The organism is Pseudomonas sp. EL_65y_Pfl2_R96, from assembly GCF_963970905.1.
Classification (GTDB): Bacteria; Pseudomonadota; Gammaproteobacteria; order Pseudomonadales; family Pseudomonadaceae; genus Aquipseudomonas.
Map to the genome: position 1 here is coordinate 1 of NZ_CAXAQH010000248.1, position 502 is coordinate 502.

Consider the following 502-nt stretch of genomic DNA (forward strand, 5'->3'; position numbering starts at 1 on the left):
CGCTGTCGCGGCAGGAGCTGCGGCATATGCGCGTAACCGAACATCGCCACCCGATCGGGCGCGAGCAGAAAGGCAGCAGAGAGCGTTGCCGCGATATCGTCGAGCGTCTGGCCGGGCAGGCCGTACATCAGATCGAGGTTGAACCGGGCGATCCCTGCACGGCGCGCGTCGGCCATTGTCTGGGCAATCTGACGCCATGGCTGCAGCCGCCCGATCCTGGCCTGGACCTGGGGCGAAAAGGTCTGCGCGCCGATGCTGAGGCGCGACACCCCCGCCGCTGCATAGCTCTGCGCCGTTTCTTGTGTGAAGTGCCGGGGGTCGATCTCGACCGCCCATTCGGCATCGGCGGCGATCGCGAAATGCCGCCGCAAGGTCGCGCTGAGCGCGAGAAAGGCGGTTGGCGACATGGCATTGGGGCTGCCGCCGCCGAAATGCACAGATCCGACCGGCGCGCGGAGCATACTGCCAACGCGCGCGATCTCTCCCTCAAGCGCGGCGAGAT

Annotated in this window: 1 protein-coding gene; it reads right to left on the reverse strand. The window is 67.3% G+C overall.

Annotation, left to right across the window (positions count from 1 at the left end; all coding sequences use genetic code 11):
- Positions 1-502: radical SAM protein (locus tag AACY49_RS30450; protein ID WP_339527987.1), on the reverse strand; the 502-nt coding region annotated here is incomplete at both ends.